This is a genomic window from Stenotrophomonas sp. YJH_SMC_69 (genome assembly GCF_059370495.1).
Genome location: NZ_JCAFTS010000010.1, coordinates 180,445 through 197,301 on the forward strand (window position 1 = coordinate 180,445; position 16,857 = coordinate 197,301).

Sequence of the window (16,857 nt, forward strand, 5' to 3'; positions counted from 1 at the left end):
CGACCTCGTGGCCGCCCTTCTGTTTATTTACTTCTTCTCGATGGCCGACTCGACCACCATGTCCAGCACGTACGCCTGCGACGGCGCATCGGCCGGCGGGTTCTTCACTTCGTAGCGCTTCACGCGCACCACGTTGCGCACGCCGTCTTCGTGGGTGTAGCCCTCGATGGTGCCGTAGAAGTTCTCGAACTTGCCCGGCTCACCCTGCTTCAGGCCCTTGTCGTCGAACTTCACTTCGCGCACCTGCAGGCACTGGTAGTCCGGGATCAGCGGGTGCGAGCACTTCTGCGTCTTGGCGGCCACTTCCAGGAACACGGTTTCGCCGGCGCCGCCGTAGCGGGTTTCAGCGGTCGGCTCCGGGTTGAACACCAGCACGTCGCCCTTGGCGTTGGTCAGCGTCAGCTTGCCATCGGCATCCTGCTCGGCCTTCAGCTCGCCCTGCAGGCGGCTCGACACGTCTTCGTCCAGCGCCATCAGCGCCTTGTCGGTGCAGGCCATCATGGTCGAGGCCATCGCGCTGACCGTCAGCTTGCCGTCGGCCAGGGTGTAGCCGCCGCCCATGCGGTTGCAGGTGTTGCTGACCGACAGGCGGCCATCTGCGAAGTCCAGGGTGACCGGCTTGTCTTCGCGGGCGAACAGCGCGTCGATGCGCTTGCCGTCGGCGCCGGTGGCCTGCTGCAGCAGCCAGTGCTGGCTCTGCAGGCGCTGCGCATCCAGGTGCGCCAGCGTCTGCTGGTCTGCTGCCTTGGCCGCGGCCGGGGCCACGTCGTCGCCGCCGGTGCCGGCCGGGGCCGGGGTCTGGCTGCAGGCGGCCATCAGGGCCAGCGGGAGGAGCAGGGTGAGCTTGCGGTTCATGGTGATTCTCCTTGGGGAACCGTGGGGGAAACGGGGTGGGGCCGGCAACGGGGTTACCGTACCCCGGCGCTGTTCAGCTGCCGGAGGGCAACCACAGCAGCAGCGCCGCGCCCAGTGCGATGCGGTAGATCGCGAAGGCGGTGAACCTGTGCGACTTGATGTAGCCCATCAGCCACTTCACTACGACGAAGCCGGTGATGGCCGCGGCAAGGAAGGCCACGCCCACGTCGGCCCAGTCCTCGCTGCCCAGCTGCCCGGCCTTGGCCATTTCCAGGAAGGTGTAGGCGCTGGCGGCGAACATGGTGGGAATGCCGACCAGGAACACGAACTCGGCGGCGGCGGCGCGGCGGCTCAGGCCCAGCAGCATGGCCAGGAAGATCGCCGAGGCCGAGCGCGAGGTGCCGGGGAACACGCCGGCCACGACCTGTGCCAGGCCCACGCCGATCGCCACCGTCCAGGTCACCTGGTCGCGGTCGGGCAGGCGCGCGGTGTAGGCCTCCACCAGCAGCATCCAGACACCACCGATGATCAATGCCCAGGCCACCGGGCTGACCGTCTCCGGCAGCGACCAGCCGGCCTTGCGCACCACCAGGCCGACCACGGCGGTGACCAGGAAGGCGGCGCCCAGCTTGAACACGTACTCACGGTTCTCGCGCTGGTTGAAGCCGGTGGCCAGCTGCAGCAGGCGCTGGCGGAACACCAGCACCACGGCCACGATCGCGCCGGCCTGGATGACGATGTTGAAGAAGTCCGAGCGGGCACCCAGCCAGTGCTGGGCGATGAGCAGGTGGCCGGTGCTGGAGATCGGCAGGAATTCGGTCAAGCCTTCGAGGATGCCCAGCAGCAGGGCGGAGAGCAGGTCGGACATGGACGGTGCGTGACGCGCGGCGGAAGGAAGAAGGTCGAGAGGATAGACGATCCCTGCCGCACCAAACGGGTGCGTCTGGTGGCGGGTGCACCCGTTTGGTGCGCACCGTTCTGCACCGCCACGGAGCGCCCTTTTTGAAATCAATGACTTGCGGCCAGCGAAAAGTTGGCACGGTCGTTGCTGTACCTCAGCAGGCATTCATCCCCATCCGAGGTCGTACCGATGTCCGTGGAAAACGTTGAGAAGCTGATCAAGGACAACCAGATCGAGTTCGTCGATCTGCGTTTCGTGGATATGCGTGGCGTCGAGCAGCACGTCACCTTCCCGGTCAGCATTGTCGAACCGTCGCTGTTCGAAGAAGGCAAGATGTTCGACGGCAGCTCGATCGCCGGCTGGAAGGGCATCAACGAATCGGACATGGTCCTGCTGCCCGACACCACCAGCGCCTACGTCGACCCGTTCTACGCAGATCCGACCATCGTGATCAGCTGCGACATCCTCGATCCGGCCACCATGCAGCCGTACGGCCGCTGCCCGCGCGGCATCGCCAAGCGCGCCGAGGCCTACCTGAAGTCCTCCGGCATCGCCGAAACCGCGTTCTTCGGCCCGGAGCCGGAGTTCTTCATCTTCGACTCGGTCCGTTTCGCCAATGAAATGGGCAACACCTTCTTCAAGGTCGATTCCGAAGAAGCCGCCTGGAACAGCGGCGCCAAGTACGACGGCGCCAACAGCGGCTACCGTCCGGGCGTGAAGGGCGGCTACTTCCCCGTGCCGCCGACCGACACCCTGCACGACCTGCGCGCCGAGATGTGCAAGACCCTGGAACAGGTCGGCATCGAAGTGGAAGTGCAGCACCACGAAGTGGCCACCGCCGGCCAGTGCGAGATCGGCACCAAGTTCAGCACCCTGGTGCAGAAGGCCGATGAACTGCTGCGCATGAAGTACGTGATCAAGAACGTCGCGCACCGCAACGGCAAGACCGTCACCTTCATGCCCAAGCCGATCGTGGGCGACAACGGCAGCGGCATGCACGTGCATCAGTCGCTGTCCAAGGGCGGCACCAACCTGTTCTCCGGTGACGGCTACGGTGGCCTGAGCCAGCTGGCGCTGTGGTACATCGGCGGCATCTTCAAGCACGCCAAGGCCATCAATGCCTTCGCCAACTCGGGCACCAACAGCTACAAGCGCCTGGTGCCGGGCTTCGAGGCGCCGGTGATGCTGGCCTACTCGGCCCGCAACCGTTCGGCGTCGTGCCGCATTCCGTGGGTGTCCAACCCGAAGGCGCGCCGCATCGAAATGCGCTTCCCGGACCCGATCCAGTCCGGCTACCTGACCTTCACCGCACTGATGATGGCCGGCCTGGACGGCATCAAGAACCAGATCGACCCGGGTGCACCGAGCGACAAGGACCTGTACGACCTGCCGCCGGAGGAAGAGAAGCTGATCCCGCAGGTCTGCTCCTCGCTGGACCAGGCGCTGGAAGCGCTGGACAAGGACCGCGAGTTCCTGAAGGCCGGCGGCGTGATGAGCGATGACTTCATCGACGGCTACATCGCGCTGAAGATGCAGGAAGTGACCAAGTTCCGCGCGGCCACCCACCCGCTGGAATACCAGCTGTACTACGCCAGCTGACCGGATGCGATGGCGGTGGGTTCCCCCTCCCACCCGCCGCCATCGCTTCCGTTTTCGCGGCTGGGGAGCCGCGGTCAGATCGGGGTCGGATCCCGTTCGTTTACGAATGGGCGCTGATCCCTATCCAGGGGCAAGAGAGAGACCGGATACGCGACCAGGGCCGCCCTCCCTCCCGCGTCGGTCGTGCAAGGAGAGAGGCACGGCCGTCCCGGCCCTGTACGTGTCCGGTGCAACAGCCACGGTCATCATCCTGATGACCCGTGGTTGCCTGATGCCAACGCGCGCTGGCGCGCTGGCCCCATCCACCCTCGGGACATGCGCATGAAACTGATCTCCGCCATCATCCGACCGTTCAAGCTCGACGAGGTCCGCGAGGCCCTGTCCGATGCAGGCGTGTCGGGCATCACCGTGACCGAAGTGAAAGGTTTCGGTCGCCAGAAGGGCCACACCGAGCTGTATCGCGGCGCCGAGTACGTCGTCGATTTCCTGCCCAAGATCAAGATCGAAACGGTGGTCACCGACGAGCGTGCCGACGCGGTGATCGAAGCGATCCAGTCGTCGGCAGGCACCGGCAAGATCGGTGACGGCAAGATTTTCGTCACCGCCGTCGAACAGGTCATCCGCATCCGCACCGGCGAAATCGGTGCCGACGCGCTGTAACCCCCTTCCGGAGATTCCCCCCATGAAGATGCGCCTTCTCACCGGGTGGCAAGCCCGGTTCCACCTGGTGTGCCTGTTGATGCTGCTCAGCGCACTGGCCGCCGGTGCCTGGCCGGGCAGCGCCCATGCCCAGGCCCAGGTATCGCCGTTGCCGAGCGAAAGCGTGGCGGTCGAGCCGCTGCACGATGCGGCCGCCACCGCCGCGGCGCCGGCCGTGGCCGAAGCGGCCGCCGCCTATGATCGTGGCGACGTCGCCTGGATGCTCACCTCGACCCTGCTGGTGCTGTTGATGGTGGTACCGGGCCTGGCCCTGTTCTACGGCGGCCTGGTGCGTTCGAAGAATGTGCTGTCGGTGCTCAGCCAGATCCTGGTGGTGTTCTCGCTGGTGCTGCTGCTGTGGGTGGCCTATGGCTACAGCGCGGTGTTCAGCGCCGGCAATCCGTTCTTCGGCTCGTTCACCGAATTCGCCTTCCTCAAGGGCTTCACCCCGGAGTCGGTGGGCAACACGCCGATCAAGGGCCTGCCGGACTATCTGTTCGTCGCGTTCCAGTCGACCTTTGCCGGCATCACCACCGCGCTGATCGTCGGTGCCTTCGCCGAGCGCATCAAGTTCCGCGCGGTGCTGCTGTTCTCGGCGCTGTGGTTCACCCTCAGCTACATCCCGATGGCACATATCGTCTGGGGTGGCGGCTACCTGGGTGAGCTGGGTGCCATCGACTTCGCCGGCGGTACCGTGGTGCACATCAACGCGGGCGTGGCCGGCCTGGTCGGCGCGTGGTTCGTCGGCAAGCGCCTGGGCTATGGCCAGACCGCGCTGAAGCCGCACAATGTGCCGTTTACCTACATCGGCGCGATGCTGCTGTGGGTGGGCTGGTTCGGCTTCAACGCTGGCTCGGCAGCAGCGGCCGACACCGTGGCCTCGCTTGCCTTCCTCAACACCGTGCTGGCCACCGCTGCCGCCGTGCTTGGCTGGACGCTGGTGGAAGCGATCGGCAAGGGCAAGCCGTCGGCACTGGGCGCTGCGTCGGGTGCGGTGGCCGGGCTGGTCGGCATCACCCCGGCCTGTGGCACCGTCGGCCCGCTCGGCGCGATCGTGATCGGCTTCGTCGCTGGCGTGGTCTGCGTGTGGGGCGTGACCGGCCTGAAGCGCCTGCTGAAGGTGGACGACACCGCCGACGTGTTCGGTGTGCATGGTGTCGGCGGCATCGTCGGCGCGATCCTCACCGGCGTGTTCAGTGCGCAGTCGCTGGGCGGCACCAAGGCCGATCTGGATATCGCCCATCAGGTCTGGGTGCAGGTGGTCAGCGTCGGCCTGACCGTGGTGTGGTCGGCGGTGATGACCGCGGTCATCCTGCTGGTGGTCAAGGTCGTGGTCGGCCTGCGCGTGACCGAAGAAGCAGAGCGCACCGGCCTGGATGTGACTTCGCACGGCGAGTCCGCCTACGAGGCCTGACGTGGCGGCGCACTGACGTGGTGGGTGCCGACCGTTGGTCGGCACTTCCACTGTCCTTGTTCTGGTAGGTGCCAAGCTTGCTTGGCACGGGGTCTGGGTCTGCTCTGGTGGGTGCCGACCGTTGGTCGGCACAGCGGGTAGCCCATCCACGCATGGCGTGGCTCTACCGTTCCTGCTCCAATGGCTGTCTGCAGGTGGGCGTGTACACGCCTCCAACGACCTCGATGGACTACAGAACGGAGTAGGCGTGATCCAGGCGACTTCCGCAGCAGTGATGGAAGACATCGAATGGTATGTCTACCTGCTGACCCTGGACGACTACAGTCCGCATGCGCTGGTGCGTAGTGTGGCCGGCGCAGGAGATCGAGAACACTGGAGCTTCGCTGTGGAGCTCACCTATCGCTGCCTTTCCTCCGGTCTGTGGCGACTCTCCTACGGCCTGCCTCCGGAGCTGGGGCTTTCCAGCATCGATCGTCGATCCGAGCACCAGCAGTCTGATCAACATCACGGTGCCTGGAGCACATGCATTGGATCCGGGCTTTGTGATCCGACAGGTGCTTCCGGATGGATTCGGTGGATTCTCAGTCTCAACCAGAGGCTGGGGTACGGGTTCGCGTCCAATGTTCAACTCGAATTGGTGGGCCAAGTGTGGAGTTCCAATACGCGCGATACTGGTGGCGAAGTTGGCAAGTTGCGGTGGCCTTGGAGTACTTTTCCCTCAAGGCAGAAATGCATGAGCTACCGGGGCTCTGATGGAAAGATGGTGGAGATCTGCCAGTGAGTGAGCGTGAGTTGGGGGCAAAGATTGTGTCTGTGATTGCCAGCTCCGTGCTTGGAGCGGCTCTATTCATAGGCATTCCGCTGAGTTCTCGGATAGGCAGCTTTTCGCAGGCTGCAATTTTCACATCGCTGGTTTGCGCCATAGCCGCTGTGTTGGGCCTCATCTTCGGTGTGCCCGGGGTTATGCTTGTGGACAAGTTTCTTCCGCGGTTCAAAGCTCGTTATGTTGTAGCTGCACCAATCTGTGCCTTGTTGGCGTGGCTCGCGTTCGAGGGTGCCTTCTCTCCTGGCGGTTGGATAAAGGTCTGGACCAGTCCTTCCTTTTGGTTTGGGTGGGCTCCCAGGCGCGCTGGCATCATGCTTTTCATCGGGTTGGCCGTGGGTGCCTTCTACATGTTGATCTGGCCGCGGATTGGACGAATGATGAAGGTCAACACGGCCTTGTGACTGAGGGCGATGGAATCGGGTGCCTGTGCGCAGCAAGGTGGCGGCGGCAAATAGCTAGGCATACAGCGGCGCGGGGAAGTAGGGGGCATCGATGAGTACAACCGTGCACTGAACGCAGTGACGACGGCGCTGGTGGGCGGTGTGGCGGGACAGGGCGCTGGCCAGGCCGCGTCCAATGCACTGGCGCCCTATGCCGCTCACTTCATCGGCAGCACGCTTGACCCGAACCACGGCAGCGACCCCAATGCGACTCTGCAACTGCTGTCGCATGCGGTGTTGGGTGCGCTGCTGGCGGAAGCCGATGGTGGCAGTGCGGGAACCGGAGCCGTGTCCGCGGCCGGCGGCGAGTTGGCCGCGAAGGTACTGACTAATACATTGACCGGCGGAGACCCCTCCAAGCTGAGCCCGGAGCAGAAAGAGATGGTGCTGGCGTTGTCGCAGGCAGTTGGCGCACTGGCGGGCGGGCTGTCGGAGCAAAAGAAGGTCACGAAATGAGTGCTAGTGATGTGAAAGATGCTGGAAGAGTTTCCGTTCAGGCTGCATATGTATTGATGTGCGTGTTCCTTCAGAAGTATATGGAGAGGGGGGAGGGGCAGGACACTCTTGTTGATCTGTTATCTTCGGGAGGGTCATTTCTATGGGCGAATGGCTTGCCCAACGATCCGGCAATGTGGGATGACTGGTGTGATGCATTTGCAGAGGTTGTCATCGTGGGGAGTGCTCTTAATTCTGAATTTTGTAGCGCACAAATTAATTCGTCGGGCGAGTACTTGGCGTTGCTGGATGCGTTCTCGGTAATGATGGTATTCCTTGAGTCGATTTTTGATCGATCTGGTGAGGATCTTCCGCTGTTCGAAGTTGTTGTTCGCCTTATGTCGCCTCTAGGTGATTCCGGTTGTCTTGATGATTCCTCTGTCTGGGCTGAGTGGGTGGAGTCGGTTAGGAAGGTGAGGGCATAGGGTTCTGGGCGGTTGCTTGTTCAATGGAAGTTGGGGTTAAACGGCCGCCTCGATGAAGTTGCTCGGCTTGACGGTGTTGCCAGTCTGTATGTCACCGGTCGAAGCAGTGGTGACGCGCCAAGGTAGATTTCTTCGCAATGCGGGCGCGGAGGGATTGACCAGATCGGCCACTGGCGGGATCTGAGGGGCCGTTGATGAATCATTTTGTTTAAGTTGTTATGAGGGTTGTTCCCTGGGTTCACGTGTCCACGGTGTTGGAATCGATTCGGCGGCATGGCTGGGTCCGTTTCGAGGATTGAAGGTAGGTGATGAGGAACTTGGGCGTTTGGCTATTCAAATTGGAGTTTGAGATTTGGGCATGAGGTGGGGGCGTTATTGAGTTTTTTGCATGACAGCTCCCCAGTTCTCCAGCGATCCGGACGAAGCGAAGAACCACGGCTGCAGTCATGGTTACAATTCGTCCATGATCAGCCCCCGCCTTCTGGCTTCCACACTGCTGGCCCTGGCCCTTTCGGCCTGCACCGCCACCGCGCCTGTGCAGCACAACCCGCTCGCCACCTGGGTCCCATCACCCAACCAGAACGCGCGCACCCCGGTCATCATCGTCATCCACCACACCGAGCAGAAATCGGTGCAGCAGAGCCTGCATACGTTGCGCACGGCCAACAGCGGTGGGCCGGTCAGTGCGCACTACCTGATCGGCGCCGATGGCCATCGTTACCAGCTGGTGGCTGATGAGCGCCGTGCCTGGCACGCCGGCGCCGGGCGCTGGGGCACCATCACCGATCTCAATTCGGCTTCGATCGGTATCGAGCTCGACAACGATGGCCGCAGCCCGTTCAGTGCGGCACAGATCGAATCGCTGATCGTGCTGCTGCGCGATCTCACCACGCGCCTGAACATCCCGCCGCGCCAGGTGATCGGCCATGCCGACCTGGCGCCGACGCGCAAGCAGGATCCGAGCCGCTTCTTCCCATGGCAGCAGTTGGCCGAGGCCGGCTTCGGCGTGTGGCCGCGCGCGGCCGACGGCGCGGCACCGGAAGGATTCGACGCGTGGAATGCGCTGGCCCGCTTCGGCTATCCGCTCGACAACCGCGACGCCACCGTCGCTGCGTTCCACCGCCGCTTCCGTGGCCGCGACGACCTGCCGAAGACGCTGGATGCCGAGGACGCCCGCATCCTGCACTCGCTGCTGCTGCAGACGCCGTGACTCCGCGCATGAACGCTTGGCCCCGCGCTGGGTTGCCGCCCAGCGGCCGGCCCGCCACCATGGCGGCATGATCGATTCCGCCACCTTCTTCAAGCGCAAGCACTGGACCCTGCTGGCAGCGGCCGTGCTCGCCGGTTGCGCCACCACCGCTCCCCGCACGGGCTCCGAAGCGCCCACGCCGACCTCGCCGCCGGCGGCCACCTACGCCAAGGTCGGCTGGAAAGCCCTGCCAGCGGTCTCGGACAGCGATCTGCAGGCCGGCTTCGTGGCTTGGCGCAGCAGCTGCGCCCGCCTGAAAAACGACGCTGTCTGGGCCAAGCCCTGCGCCACCGCCGCAGCGGTGTCAGACAAGAACCCGGCCGCGATCCGCCAGTTCCTGCAGCGCGACCTCGATGCCTATGCGCTGCGTGCCGGTGGCCATCAGGCCGACGGATTGATCACCGGCTACTACGAGCCGATCTACCCCGGCAGCCTGACCCGCACCGACAAGGCGACGGTGCCGGTCTACGGCACGCCGGATGATCTGGTGGTGGTGCAGCTGGACAGCCTCTACCCGGAACTGAAGGGCAAGCGCCTGCGCGGGCGCGTCGAAGGCAAGGTGCTCAAGCCCTATGACGACGCCGGCACCATCGCGGCCAAGGGCGCCAAGGCGCCGGTGCTGGCCTGGCTGACCGATCCGATGGACCTGCAGTTGCTGCAGATCCAGGGGTCCGGCCGCGTGCGCCTGGCCGATGGCAAGCAGGTACGGCTGGCCTATGCGGAACAGAACGGCCACCCCTACCGTGCCATCGGTCGTTGGCTGGTGGACCAGGGCCAGCTGAAGAAGGAAGACGTCACCATGGACGCGATCCGCGCCTGGGCCCGGGCCAATCCCGCGCGCGTGCCGGAACTGCTGCGCAGCAACCCCAGCTATGTGTTCTTCGTGCGCAATCCGGACAGCCCGGAAGGCCCGCGTGGTTCACTGAACGTGCCGCTCACCGCGGGCTACAGCGTGGCGGTAGACCGTACCGTGGTGCCGCTGGGCAGCCTGCTGTGGCTGTCGACCACGCGCCCCGATGGCACGCCCGTGGTACGCCCGGTGGCTGCGCAGGACACCGGCGGCGCCATCGCCGGCGAAGTGCGCGCGGACCTGTACTGGGGCAGTGGCGATGCCGCCGGCAAGCTGGCCGGCGACATGAAGCAGAAGGGCAACATCTGGATGCTGTGGCCGAAGGGCGTGCCCCTGCCGAACTGAACCAGCAGGGGGCGGATCCCTTTCCAAAGGAAAGGCTCTGGCCCCGGATGCCTGATAATGGCGCCATTCCGAACTTTCCGGCCGCGCCTGCGGCCAGGACCCCTGCAATGACCTACGCAAAGCACAACGCAAAACCCGGCGCGAAATCCGCCGCAAAGAAGTACTACAAGCACTGGGCCGAATCGGGCCTGGGCAAGGGCAACGTGCTGATGGAAGCGCGCGGCGACAAGATCGTGCGGCAGGTGGAAATCTACGGCACCAAGATGGTCTGGGCCGACGAGCACGCCCACAGCGATGACCGTTTCCTGCTGGCCGACCAGCCGGTGTCGTTCCTGGATTTCGACGAGGACGACGAAATCTCCGCGCGTGAATTCGAAGCCGCCTGGAAGAAGGCACGGGAAGCCACCGGCTACCCGGTGTAATCCCCCCGGCTCCCGCCCTTGTAGCGCCGAGCCTTGCTCGACGCTGCAAAAGCGGGCATGTGAAATGTTATATAATTACATTTCACCATAACGCCCCTTCCCATGAAGACTCCCACCCTTGTGGCCGCCCTGGCGGCCGCGCCGTTCGCCCCTGAAGCTTTCGCACAGGCCGCCGATGCCGCGCTCACCCTCGGCAAGGTGCAGGTGCACCAGCACGGCGAAGGCCAGCTCAGTGCGCACCAGGTGCTGACCTCGGTGGACGTGCTAGGTGCAGACCAGATCGAAAACCGCAACGTTTCGCACAGCTGGGAACTGCTCGGGCAGATGCCCGGCATCCAGCTCACCGAAACCCGGCAGGGTGCCGAATCGGGCAAGGTCAGCTTCCGCGCCTTCAACGGCGAGGGCTACCTCAATGCCATCAAGACCCTCATCGACGGCATCCCCAGCAACGTCAACAGCGGCAACCAGCGCTTCATCGACATGCTGTTCCCGCTGGACATCAGCTACATCGAAGTAGTGCGTGGTACCAACGATCCGCGCTATGGCCTGCACAACATCGGCGGCAACGTGAACTTCGGTACGCGCCAGGGCGGCAGCTACACCGATGCGCGCCTGGCCTACGGCAGCTACAACACCCGTGATGCGCAGCTGGCGATTGGCCGCGAAGCCAATGGCTTCGCGCAGAACTACTTTGTCGGCACCCAGGCCAGCGATGGTTATCGCGACCACGACACCTCCAGGAAGTACTCGCTGGGCGGCAAGTGGTTCTTCGGCACGCTGGACGAAGGGCTGCGCGTGGGCCTGACCGCGCGCGCCTACCACCATGAGGCCGACGAACCGGGCTTCATGACCGCCGAGGAACTGCGCACGCACCGCCGTGGCAGCGAGCTGCGCAACGGCAACGACGGCGATGACCGCGACATGCGCCAGATCGCCGCGCACGTCGACCTGAAGCTGTCCGACGCACTCACCTTCGGCACGCGGCTCTACTACAACCGCTATGAAGACGACCGCCGCGTGACCTTCAGCGACCTGCCCACCGGCAACCTGCCGCGCCAGCGCCGCGTGTGGGATGAACGCCAGACTGGCCTGCTCAGCACGCTGACGTGGCAGGCCAGCTCCACGCTTACCGTCGAAGGCGGCCTGAACTACGAGCAGCAGGACAACGGCTATATCCGCGAGCGCTATGCCTACGCCGAACCGACCGATTACAGCCAGCCGCCGGCGCGCGTGCAGAACGACGACCGCCACAGCTTCGACAACTGGGGCGCCTACGTGCAGGCGATCTACCAGCCCGCCGAGGCGTGGAAGATCGTGCCGGCCTATCGTATCGATCGCTTCAGTGGCCGCACGCACCTGATGAACGGCATCACCGCCCGGCTGCAGGATTACGGCAGCATCGGCCAGCCCAAGCTGAGCATCATCCACAGCCTGGGCCAGACCACCCACGTCTACGCCAACTGGGGCCGCACCTTCCAGGTGCTGACCGGGTCCACCGCACCGGCCTACCTCACCCCGGGGCAGGCGCCGATGCAGCCGTCCACCAATACGGGCATGGAGCTGGGCCTGAAGTTCCAGCCGTTCCAGGGCGCCCAGGCGCGCCTGGCGGTGTGGCAGCAGGACGCGGAAAACGAGGTATCCAACATGCCTGCCACCGGCACCACGGTCACCCTGGGCAAGACCCGCCGGCGCGGCGTGGATGCGCAGTTGAGCCTGCAGCTGGGCGATGACTGGACGGTATGGGCGTCGCACGCCTACCAGGAAGCGAAGATCACCCGCGACGACCGCGATGCCGGCATTTCCCTGCACGGCCGCGAAGTGGCCGCCACCCCGCGCCACATCAGCAATCTGGGTGTGGACTACCGCGCCAGCGACGCGCTGCGCCTCGGCCTGCAGGCACGCGCGCAGGGCGACTACTACCTTGAGGAGCGCAACGTGGCCGGCAAGTTCGGTGGCTTCGCCGTGCTCGACCTCAGTGCTGCCTATCAGCTCACCCCGCGTTTCAGCGTGGACCTGCAACTGAAGAACGTCACCGGCCGCCAGTACGCCTACGCCTGGTACGACAGCTTCTTCTGGGACAGCGGCCGCCCGATGTTCTCGCCAGCCCCGGGCCGCAGCGTGTTCGTCGGCCTCAACATGAAGCTGTAACCGGCCCTGCATCTGGCAATGGTCGAGCTTGCTCGACCTGCAGCAGGGGTCAGATCCCTTTCCGCCAGGAAAGGGCTCTGACCCCGAACCCCGCGTTTTGCACTACATTGGTGCAATGTCCGACCCCGCACCCCCGCCGTCCCTTGATGCCCTGGGCACGCCGCTGGCCTGGGCCGGGGCCGATGGCTGCATTGCCGGCTGCAATCCGGCCTTCGCCCGCTGGCTGGGCGTCAGCGTCCGGCGCCTGCTGGGTCGGCCATTGGCCGCACTGGAAGTGCAGGGCGAGGCACTTGCCCATTTCCTGGCCCGCGATGAGCGCGACAGCCTGCGCCTGAACCGGCTGGCGCTGGCGGTGCCCGGCGAGGCGCCGCGCTTCGCCGAGGGCTGGATGAGCCGCCGCGACGATGGTGGCTGGCTGCTGGAGGCGCATCCGGTCGATGAATTCCCCGGGCTGGACCCAACCCAGGCGCTGCCCAGTGCGCTCAGCGCGGCGCTGAAGGGCCTGGCCCACGAGCTGCGCAACCCGCTGGCCGGGCTGAAGGGCGCGGCCCAGCTGCTGGCCCGCCGCGCGGCGCAGCGCGACGCCAGCGAACGTGAGCTGATCGAACTGATCGGCTCGGAGATCGAGCGCCTCAACGGCCTTCTCGACCAGCTGCTGTCGCCGGCCCCGGCCGCGCCGCATGCGGAACTGAACATCCATGCCGCGCTGGAACGTGTGCTGCGCCTGGCCGAGAACGAGGCCGGCTGGGCGGTACGCCTGCAGCGCGACTACGACCCCAGCATTCCCGAATTCCACGGCGACGCCGACCGCCTCACCCAGGCGGTGTGGAACCTGGTGCGCAACGCGATCCAGGCCGGTGCCGGCAGCATCACCCTGCGCACCCGCGTGGAGCATGGGGTGCGCATCGCCGAGCAGTTGCACACGTTGGCCTTGCGCCTGGAAATCGCCGACGACGGCCGTGGCGTGCCCGAGGAGCTGGCCGAACACCTGTTCCTGCCGCTGGTCAGTGGCCGTGCCGAAGGCACCGGGCTGGGCCTGGCACTGGCCCAGCAGGTCGCGCGCGAGCATCGCGGCACGCTCACCTACCGCTCGCGTCCGGGCCATACCGTGTTCACCCTGCTGTTGCCGATCGGCAACGGCGCCGCTCCTGCCGAGGAGGCCCCGCGCGATGTCTGAGTCCCCCACCACCGCACAGCGCATCTGGGTGGTCGACGATGATCGTGCGGTGCGCTTCGTACTGTGCACCGCGCTGCGCGAGGCGGGGTACCAGGTCGTCGATTTCGACAGTGCCGCTCCCGCCCTGCAGGCGTTGAGCGCGGGCCCGCCACCAGCGCTGCTGTTCACCGATGTGCGCATGCCCGGCGACGATGGCCTGGTACTGCTGGACAAGCTCAAGGCCGCGTTGCCGCAGCTGCCGGTGGTGGTGATGTCGGCCTATACCGATGTCGCCAGCACCGCCGGTGCGTTCCGCGGGGGCGCGCATGAATTCCTGTCCAAGCCATTCGACCTGGACGATGCCGTGGCGCTGGCGCAGCGTGTGCTGCCGGCCGTGGCGCCCGCGCTGGCCGCCCCCAGCCCCGCCGCCGAAACGCCCGGCGACCAGCCGCCGCAACTGGTGGGCGATACCCCGCCGATGCGTGCGCTGTTCCGCGCCATCGGTCGCCTGGCGCAGGCACCGCTGGCGGTGCTGATCACCGGCGAGACCGGCACCGGCAAGGAGCTGGTGGCCAATGCGCTGCACCGCGAATCGCCGCGTGCGCAGGGCCCGTTCGTCGCGCTCAATACCGCCGCGATCCCGGCCGAACTGCTGGAGAGCGAGTTGTTCGGCCACGAAGCTGGCGCCTTCACCGGTGCGCAGCGCCGTCATGTCGGCCGCTTCGAGCAGGCCAACGGCGGCACGCTGTTCCTGGATGAGATCGGCGACATGCCGTTGCCGCTGCAGACCCGCCTGCTGCGTGTGCTGGCGCAGGGTGAGTTCTTCCGCGTCGGTGGCCGCGAGCTGATCCGCGTCGATGTGCGCGTGGTGGCCGCCACCCACCAGGATCTGGAAGGCCTGGTCGCGCAGGGCAAGTTCCGCGCCGATCTGCTGCATCGCCTGGACGTGGTGCGCCTGCAGTTGCCGCCGCTGCGTGAGCGCCGCGAGGACATCGCGCAACTGGCCAGCACGTTCCTGGCCGCCGCCGCACGCAGGCTGGATACGCCGCCGAAGCGCCTCACCGCCGCGGCTCTGCAGGCGCTGCGCGAACACGACTGGCCGGGCAACGTGCGCGAACTGGAGAACGTGTGCTGGCGGATGGCCGCGCTGGCCGCCGCCGACACCATCGGCGTGGCCGATGTCGATACCGCGCTGAACCGCGCGCGCGGCCGCCGCAACAGCGCCAGCGCAGCCGATCCGGGCCAATGGGAAGCGCTGCTGGCCGAATGGGCGCGCCGTCAGCTGGCCGAAGGCGTGGAAGGGCTGCACGCGCAGGTGCGCGAGCGGGTCGACCATGCCCTGCTGGAGGCAGCGCTGCAGATCACCCACGGTCGCCGCGCCGAAGCCGCTGCCCGCCTCGGCCTCGGCCGCAATACCCTTACCCGCAAGCTGGGCGCCGGGCGCCGTCGCGGGGGCCATTGAACGGTCCCTGCACGCGATCCTCGCGCCCGCTTGCCGAACCGTTGATCGTTCATGGACGATGCAGTGCTTAGTGTCACCTGCAAGGAGTCTTCGATGCGTCTGTCCTTTGCCATCCTGCCGTTGTCCGCCGCCGTGCTGCTGTCTGCCTGTGGCAGCGCGCCGAAGAAGGCCGAGCCCACCCCGCCGCCGCCCACCGTGGTCAGCGCAGCGAAGCAGGGTGAAGCCAATCTGTCGCCGGCCTCGGCCAGCATCGTCAGTGGCCGCATCGCACTGATGGTGGAGCCCGGCGGTATCCACATCACCGGCCTGATCGGTGGCCTGCAGCCGTTGCAGCAGGCCGGTTTCCACATCCACGAGCGTGGCGACTGCAGCGCGGTGGATGCCAGCAGCGCCGGCAACCACTTCAATCCCGGTGGCGCCGCGCATGGCCGCGGCGGCACCGGCAAGCACCACCTGGGCGACATGGACAACCTGCGTGCCGATGCCCAGGGCCGCGCCAACGTCGATATCCACCTCAAGGGCGTTACCCTTGGCGGAGGCGCCGCCACCGATATCGCCGGACGTGCACTGGTCGTGCATGCCAACGCCGACGACTATCGCAGCCAGCCCGCCGGCAATGCCGGCGTCCGCATCGCCTGTGGCGTGATCCGGGTCGTCCGCTGATCACTGCAGGCAACATCCAGGGAGAGATTCCAATGCGTCTGATCCACACTTCGCTGTTTGCGGCCATCGCCGCGCTGGGCCTGGCGGCCTGTAACCAGCAGCCCGCCGCGCCGCAGACTGAGACTCCGCCGGCCGCGCCGGCTGACGGCGCCACCACCGAGCCGGCTGCAACTCCTGAACCGGCTGCGGCACCGGCGGCCGATGCTTCGGCAACGGCCGAGCTGGCACCGACCCAGGGCAACGAGACCAAGGGCAGCGTCACCTTCAAGGTGGTTGATGGCAAGGTCCACGTGACCGGCCAGATCACCGGCCTGAAGCCGGGCAGCGAGCACGGCTTCCACATCCACGAGAAGGGCGACTGCAGCGCCCCGGACGGCATGAGCGCCGGCGGCCACTTCAACCCGGGCAAGCAGGATCACGGCAACGTCGCCACCGATCCGCACCACGGCGGCGACATGCCCAACATCAAGGCCGACGACAAGGGCGTGGCCACCATCGACGGCCCGGTGTCGAGCAATGTCAACATCGGCAAGGGTGATGACTTCGACATCATCGGCCGCGGCCTGATCGTCCACGCCGATGCGGACGACTACAAGACCCAGCCGACCGGCAACGCCGGCGCACGCCTGGCGTGTGCGGTGATCCAGAAGGCCCCGTAAGAATCAAGGAACGCCGGCGCAAGCCGGCGTTTTTCATTATCGGTAGTGCCGGCCGCTGGCCGGCAATCGCAGATCCGGACCTTGCCGGCCAGCGGCCGGCACTCCCCGTCTTCAGCGCGCCAGCAGCTCGCGCGCGTCCTGCCCGGCCTCGCAGTGCACGAACAGCACTGCGGCCCTTTATGCTGGAAACGGAAAATGCCGGCGCAAGCCGGCGTTCTTCTTTATCGGTAGTGCCGGCCGCTGGCCGGC

General features: G+C 65.9%; 16 protein-coding genes. 14 read left to right on the forward strand and 2 right to left on the reverse strand.

From position 1 onward, the window contains the following. Window positions 1-27: 27 nt before the first annotated feature. Both AC5P8F_RS17020 and AC5P8F_RS17025 read right to left on the reverse strand, forming a co-directional pair. Window positions 28-855, reverse strand: coding sequence for an META domain-containing protein (locus AC5P8F_RS17020; RefSeq protein ID WP_495228626.1), 828 nt, complete (start codon window positions 853-855; stop codon window positions 28-30). Between the two features lie 73 nt (window positions 856-928). Continuing rightward, window positions 929-1,723: an undecaprenyl-diphosphate phosphatase gene (locus AC5P8F_RS17025; RefSeq protein WP_014645490.1), complete on the reverse strand. Its 795-nt coding sequence runs from the start codon at window positions 1,721-1,723 to the stop codon at window positions 929-931. Window positions 1,724-1,945: 222 nt separating this feature from the next. Here AC5P8F_RS17025 and glnA point away from each other — a divergent pair, with 222 nt between their 5' ends. The 14 genes from glnA to AC5P8F_RS17095 all read left to right on the forward strand — a co-directional run bounded on the left by glnA (window position 1,946) and on the right by AC5P8F_RS17095 (window position 16,608). Next, a complete protein-coding gene (glnA, locus tag AC5P8F_RS17030) occupies window positions 1,946-3,355 on the forward strand; it encodes a type I glutamate--ammonia ligase (protein ID WP_014645491.1) in 1,410 nt (469 codons plus the stop codon). Between the two features lie 321 nt (window positions 3,356-3,676). Next, a complete protein-coding gene (locus AC5P8F_RS17035) occupies window positions 3,677-4,015 on the forward strand; it encodes a P-II family nitrogen regulator (RefSeq protein WP_004134334.1) in 339 nt (112 codons plus the stop codon). 22 nt (window positions 4,016-4,037) lie between these two features. Next, entirely contained in the window at window positions 4,038-5,468 is a 1,431-nt protein-coding gene (amt, locus tag AC5P8F_RS17040) for an ammonium transporter (RefSeq protein ID WP_014645492.1), read from the forward strand. A 247-nt stretch (window positions 5,469-5,715) separates the two neighbouring features. Then, window positions 5,716-6,249 (forward strand): hypothetical protein, encoded by a 534-nt coding sequence (locus tag AC5P8F_RS17045; protein ID WP_164165909.1) that lies wholly within the window; start codon window positions 5,716-5,718, stop codon window positions 6,247-6,249. Window positions 6,250-6,812: 563 nt separating this feature from the next. Continuing rightward, window positions 6,813-7,190 carry a VENN motif pre-toxin domain-containing protein gene (locus AC5P8F_RS17050; RefSeq protein ID WP_032959340.1) on the forward strand — a complete coding sequence of 126 codons (378 nt, stop codon included), beginning with the start codon at window positions 6,813-6,815 and terminating at the stop codon, window positions 7,188-7,190. Further along, entirely contained in the window at window positions 7,187-7,654 is a 468-nt protein-coding gene (locus AC5P8F_RS17055; protein WP_495228628.1) for a hypothetical protein, read from the forward strand. Before AC5P8F_RS17050 ends, AC5P8F_RS17055 begins: the two co-directional genes overlap by 4 nt. A 463-nt stretch (window positions 7,655-8,117) precedes the next feature. Beyond that, entirely contained in the window at window positions 8,118-8,864 is a 747-nt protein-coding gene (locus tag AC5P8F_RS17060) for an N-acetylmuramoyl-L-alanine amidase (RefSeq protein ID WP_032959392.1), read from the forward strand. A gap of 67 nt (window positions 8,865-8,931) precedes the next feature. After that, window positions 8,932-10,098 (forward strand): murein transglycosylase A, encoded by a 1,167-nt coding sequence (gene mltA / locus AC5P8F_RS17065; protein WP_032959393.1) that lies wholly within the window; start codon window positions 8,932-8,934, stop codon window positions 10,096-10,098. A 107-nt stretch (window positions 10,099-10,205) separates the two neighbouring features. Continuing rightward, a complete protein-coding gene (locus tag AC5P8F_RS17070) occupies window positions 10,206-10,520 on the forward strand; it encodes a hypothetical protein (protein WP_005411860.1) in 315 nt (104 codons plus the stop codon). Window positions 10,521-10,622: 102 nt separating this feature from the next. Further along, window positions 10,623-12,668, forward strand: a complete 2,046-nt coding sequence (locus AC5P8F_RS17075) for a TonB-dependent receptor (protein ID WP_495228630.1) — start codon at window positions 10,623-10,625, stop codon at window positions 12,666-12,668. A 115-nt stretch (window positions 12,669-12,783) separates the two neighbouring features. Continuing rightward, a complete protein-coding gene (locus AC5P8F_RS17080) occupies window positions 12,784-13,845 on the forward strand; it encodes a two-component system sensor histidine kinase NtrB (RefSeq protein ID WP_032959394.1) in 1,062 nt (353 codons plus the stop codon). Continuing rightward, complete coding sequence (gene ntrC / locus AC5P8F_RS17085; protein WP_014645497.1) at window positions 13,838-15,286, forward strand: nitrogen regulation protein NR(I); 1,449 nt, start codon at window positions 13,838-13,840, stop codon at window positions 15,284-15,286. The genes AC5P8F_RS17080 and ntrC overlap by 8 nt, the downstream gene beginning before the upstream one ends. A gap of 93 nt (window positions 15,287-15,379) precedes the next feature. Next, the gene (locus tag AC5P8F_RS17090) at window positions 15,380-15,949 is read left to right on the forward strand and encodes a superoxide dismutase family protein (protein ID WP_495228632.1); all 570 of its coding nucleotides are present in this window, start codon (window positions 15,380-15,382) and stop codon (window positions 15,947-15,949) included. A gap of 32 nt (window positions 15,950-15,981) precedes the next feature. Further along, window positions 15,982-16,608, forward strand: a complete 627-nt coding sequence (locus AC5P8F_RS17095; RefSeq protein WP_049408330.1) for a superoxide dismutase family protein — start codon at window positions 15,982-15,984, stop codon at window positions 16,606-16,608. Window positions 16,609-16,857 lie beyond the last annotated feature (249 nt).

Excerpts from the sequence above, each read along its gene's own strand:
- AC5P8F_RS17075 (WP_495228630.1), top strand. The coding sequence starts at position 10,623 with ATGAAGACTCCCACCCTTGTGGCCGCCCTGGCGGCCGCGCCGTTCGCC.
- ntrC (WP_014645497.1), top strand. The coding sequence starts at position 13,838 with ATGTCTGAGTCCCCCACCACCGCACAGCGCATCTGGGTGGTCGACGAT.
- AC5P8F_RS17095 (WP_049408330.1), top strand. The coding sequence starts at position 15,982 with ATGCGTCTGATCCACACTTCGCTGTTTGCGGCCATCGCCGCGCTGGGC.
- mltA (WP_032959393.1), top strand. The coding sequence starts at position 8,932 with ATGATCGATTCCGCCACCTTCTTCAAGCGCAAGCACTGGACCCTGCTG.
- AC5P8F_RS17055 (WP_495228628.1), top strand. The coding sequence starts at position 7,187 with ATGAGTGCTAGTGATGTGAAAGATGCTGGAAGAGTTTCCGTTCAGGCT.
- AC5P8F_RS17080 (WP_032959394.1), top strand. The coding sequence starts at position 12,784 with ATGTCCGACCCCGCACCCCCGCCGTCCCTTGATGCCCTGGGCACGCCG.
- glnA (WP_014645491.1), top strand. The coding sequence starts at position 1,946 with ATGTCCGTGGAAAACGTTGAGAAGCTGATCAAGGACAACCAGATCGAG.
- AC5P8F_RS17060 (WP_032959392.1), top strand. The coding sequence starts at position 8,118 with ATGATCAGCCCCCGCCTTCTGGCTTCCACACTGCTGGCCCTGGCCCTT.
- AC5P8F_RS17020 (WP_495228626.1), bottom strand. The coding sequence starts at position 855 with ATGAACCGCAAGCTCACCCTGCTCCTCCCGCTGGCCCTGATGGCCGCC.
- amt (WP_014645492.1), top strand. The coding sequence starts at position 4,038 with ATGAAGATGCGCCTTCTCACCGGGTGGCAAGCCCGGTTCCACCTGGTG.
- AC5P8F_RS17035 (WP_004134334.1), top strand. The coding sequence starts at position 3,677 with ATGAAACTGATCTCCGCCATCATCCGACCGTTCAAGCTCGACGAGGTC.
- AC5P8F_RS17090 (WP_495228632.1), top strand. The coding sequence starts at position 15,380 with ATGCGTCTGTCCTTTGCCATCCTGCCGTTGTCCGCCGCCGTGCTGCTG.
- AC5P8F_RS17070 (WP_005411860.1), top strand. The coding sequence starts at position 10,206 with ATGACCTACGCAAAGCACAACGCAAAACCCGGCGCGAAATCCGCCGCA.
- AC5P8F_RS17025 (WP_014645490.1), bottom strand. The coding sequence starts at position 1,723 with ATGTCCGACCTGCTCTCCGCCCTGCTGCTGGGCATCCTCGAAGGCTTG.